This window comes from Deltaproteobacteria bacterium, assembly GCA_016930875.1.
GTDB lineage: Bacteria > Desulfobacterota > Desulfobacteria > Desulfobacterales.
The window spans coordinates 1-3,351 of sequence record JAFGFW010000078.1; the positions used below are offsets into that span (position 1 = coordinate 1).

4 protein-coding genes are annotated in these 3,351 nt (G+C 48.5%); 3 read left to right on the forward strand and 1 reads right to left on the reverse strand.

The window, feature by feature from the left end; translation table 11 throughout:
- The coding region (locus tag JW883_07600) for a response regulator transcription factor (GenBank protein MBN1842127.1) at nucleotides 1-189 on the forward strand (189 nt) is incomplete at its 5' end.
- An 11-nt stretch (nucleotides 190-200) separates the two neighbouring features.
- Here the strand turns inward: JW883_07600 and JW883_07605 are convergent.
- Nucleotides 201-2,264 (reverse strand): PAS domain S-box protein, encoded by a 2,064-nt coding sequence (locus JW883_07605; GenBank protein MBN1842128.1) that lies wholly within the window; start codon nucleotides 2,262-2,264, stop codon nucleotides 201-203.
- Between the two features lie 490 nt (nucleotides 2,265-2,754).
- Here JW883_07605 and JW883_07610 point away from each other — a divergent pair, with 490 nt between their 5' ends.
- Nucleotides 2,755-3,033 carry an integration host factor subunit beta gene (locus tag JW883_07610; protein MBN1842129.1) on the forward strand — a complete coding sequence of 93 codons (279 nt, stop codon included), beginning with the start codon at nucleotides 2,755-2,757 and terminating at the stop codon, nucleotides 3,031-3,033.
- Nucleotides 3,034-3,063: 30 nt separating this feature from the next.
- Nucleotides 3,064-3,351 (forward strand): hypothetical protein (locus JW883_07615; GenBank protein ID MBN1842130.1); only part of this gene is annotated, 288 nt, incomplete at its 3' end.

Consider the following 3,351-nt stretch of genomic DNA (forward strand, 5'->3'; position numbering starts at 1 on the left):
ACCAAACGGGAACGACAAGTGCTGAAGCTGATTGGTGAAGGGCATAAGAACAAAGAAATTGCAGACTATCTTTTTATAAGCTTGAAAACAGTAGAAAAACACCGGGCCAACCTTATGAAAAAGTTAAACCTTCACAACGCCTCCGCATTGACAGCCTATGCCATGGAAAAAGGGCTGATCACCAAATAGTCTCCATCCCATCATATTGGCCATGAAGCACGGACAACGGTCCCTACCCCAGGGGTGGACTCTATGGCAAAAGCCCCACCTGAAAGTTCAATTCGCTCTTTCATACTGGTGAGACCAAACCCTCGCTTGGAGCTCTTCACATTATGCATATGTTCAATATCGAACCCCTGCCCGTTGTCTTCCACTACAAATTCTATGTTGCCGGTTGTTCCTTTTAAGGAAATGCGCACATGGTTAGCTTTTCCGTATTTGGAAATATTGTTGAGGGCCTCCTGCAAGACTCTGAAAATAACAATCTTAAGGGGCTCAGGGACTTCTTTTTCTTCTATGTCCATCTCTTTTTCGATCTTAATAGCCGAATAGACTTTTTCAAATTCCCGGCAAAACCACGAAATAGTAGATATGATCCCCAGATCGTCCAGCAGGGAAGGCCGTAAGTCCGTATGAATCTGTCGTACCTCTTCACTGGCCTGTTGAACCACAGGGATGAGGGCTTGTAATAATTCAATACTCTCCTCAGCCGAATCTTGAAAAATGCTACTAATTGCATTCTCCAACCCAAACTTGATGGCTGTCAGGGATTGTCCAGTGCTATCATGGAGTTCTCGGGAGATTCTTTTTCTCTCGCTTTCCTGAACCTTTAGAAGCTGAGTGGAAAGAAGACGAAGTTGCTTTTCTGATTGCTGTAACGCCTCCTCCGCCTTTTTACGGCTGGTGATGTCGCGGTTGCTAGCCCGACGGCCCAGCCATTCCCCATCAGAGCCGTACACAGGTTGGCAGTAGTGGCTGATCCAACGCGTCTCGCCTGACCGCCTTACGATCCGAAAATCGATATGGCCTGTAGTATCTGACTTGTAGTCCTCAACGATATGAGCCACTACATCTTCACGATCATCGGGATGTACAATACTTATCAAGTCTATGTGATCTTTCGTCAAGAACTCTTCGGGTTTATAGCCTGTGATACGTTCACAGGATGGAGAAACATAAAGTAACTCTCTTTCAGTGCCCAACCAATACTCCCAATCGTACGTAAAATCGGCCACAGTGAGGTACCGTTGCTCTACCCTCGCCGCCATCTCTTGTGCCTGCTTGCGGTCTTTTATTTCTTTCTCAAGTTCAGTGACCGTGTTTCTGAGTTCGGCAGTGCGCTCTTTCACTCGCAGTTCCAACTCATCCCGGGCTTTTCGCAGTTCCTTCTCCGCCTTTTGGCGATCTCTTTGCTGTCTATCCCTTTGCAGCCTTGCATGTAGGATCGGTGCTGTGTGGGCAGCAATTGTTTTCAACAGCTCTTCATCCGTTTCGTCATAGTCTGAGACCTTATTACCAACCATGAAGTTGCCAATCGCTTCACCTCGATGGATGATAGGTACAGCCAAAACCCGGGTTATGGGAATGTGGCCCTCGGGTACTTTGAAGGGGCCTTTCGAGGTAATGGCCTTTTTCTCGATGAGGCATCTCGCCCACAAATTATCACCCCATGTCTCACGCGGAAAGACGATGGTCTTACCCGGAACCTCACATTTATCCCAGATACCTCTCGTCATGGAGGGAACAACTCGTTCTCCTTTCTCGTTAATGAATGCGAAGGTCCCGTATTTGCTCCTCATGGCCTCGAGAACCACTTCCAACACTTCTCCATAGGTTTCGTCATCCGAAGTAGTGAGGAAAGTCTCTGCGATCCGGTTCCTAATTCTTAGCTCTCGTTCTGACTTCCGGCTAGCCTCATCTGCACGCTTCCGAGAGGTGATGTCCCGAGCGACAAGGACACTCCCTATCGTCCCATCTGGATGACGGTGGGGACTCACGGACACCAGGAAATGGCCTTTCAGACGATCTCCAGACACCTCAGCGCTGTGTTCAAGTCCGTCAGATAGTAGATGGGCGTGAGGACAGAAGCCTGGCGGTTCTTCTGTTCCATGGATTGCCTTGTAGCAGGTCCGGCCCACTAGTTCTCCTGGGGTGCAGCCTAATCTGTCTGCTATGGCCTTGTTGGCACGGACAATCCGGTGTTTATTATCCAATACCATGATCAAATCGGGCACGGCATCAAACGTTCGCCCCCATTCATCCATAGAGCACCCCCGCCTGTTTGTCTCTAATAATATGCGTGGCCCATGCTGGTCATTCGATGGCGTTAGGCTAAAGGACTCCAGTCGCTACGAAGTTGAAAAACTGCAACATATTGTGGCAGAGTCCGAGGTTAGAGAATTCGAAGTGTCTTGCCACACGTTATACAGCCTTATCGCCCGATTTCATTATAGATATCTAACCACCCCTCGAACTGCAGATGCCCTAGCCAGATGTCATTCTGATATCATGCCCGACGTAACTGTCAAGCGCATGACAGAGTTCCTTGCACCAGCTTTAGTCAAGCCTTGCCAGGTCTGACCGACACAACTTGCAACGATTACCACCATTCAAAATCGAAAGGCTTCAAACCGATATCACAACTTTTCTACACTGGAAAGCCAAAATACCCACGATAACCGCCTAACATCTCTTGACATCCCGCTGACGATTTTTTATGTAGTTGATTTAATGTCCATTCTGGGGAGGACCACCATGAACAAGTCGGATCTCATAGAGGCGCTGCGAAAGGAAACCGGTCTCTCACAAATCAAAGCCACGCAAGTTGTTAACCTGTTCTTCGACCGGATTACTCAGGCCCTGGCAAGGGGCGACAGGGTAGAGATCCGGGGCTTTTGCAGCATTTTCGTAAAGGCATATCAAGGCTACACTGGCCGAAATCCCAAGACAGGCGCACACACCCAAGTGTCACAAAAAAAACTACCCTTCTTCAAATGTGGCAAGGAACTGAAAGAAAGGGTTGATTATAAATAAGCGAAGAACCAAACAAGGAGGAAATTGATCATGGCGACAAAGAAGAAGGCTCCAGCGAAAAAAGCTACGGCAAAGAAGGCTCCAGCAAAGAAGAAAGCTGCCGCCAAGAAGACGGTGATGAAGAAAGCTGCGCCCAAGAAGAAAGTGACTGCAAAAAAATCTGCTCCCAAGAAAAAGGCCGTCAACAGGAAGGTCGCAGCCCAGAAGGCTGCCAAAAAGGCCACCGTGAAGAAAAAGGCCGCCGCCCCAACGGCCACTGATCAAGTGCTCAAGATCATCAAGAGGTTCAAGAAAGGCGTTGATGTACCTACGCTGATG

Bases quoted from the DNA above. Each gene is read 5' to 3' on its own strand.
- JW883_07605 (MBN1842128.1), bottom strand. From the start codon at position 2,264: ATGGATGAATGGGGGCGAACGTTTGATGCCGTGCCCGATTTGATCATG.
- JW883_07610 (MBN1842129.1), top strand. From the start codon at position 2,755: ATGAACAAGTCGGATCTCATAGAGGCGCTGCGAAAGGAAACCGGTCTC.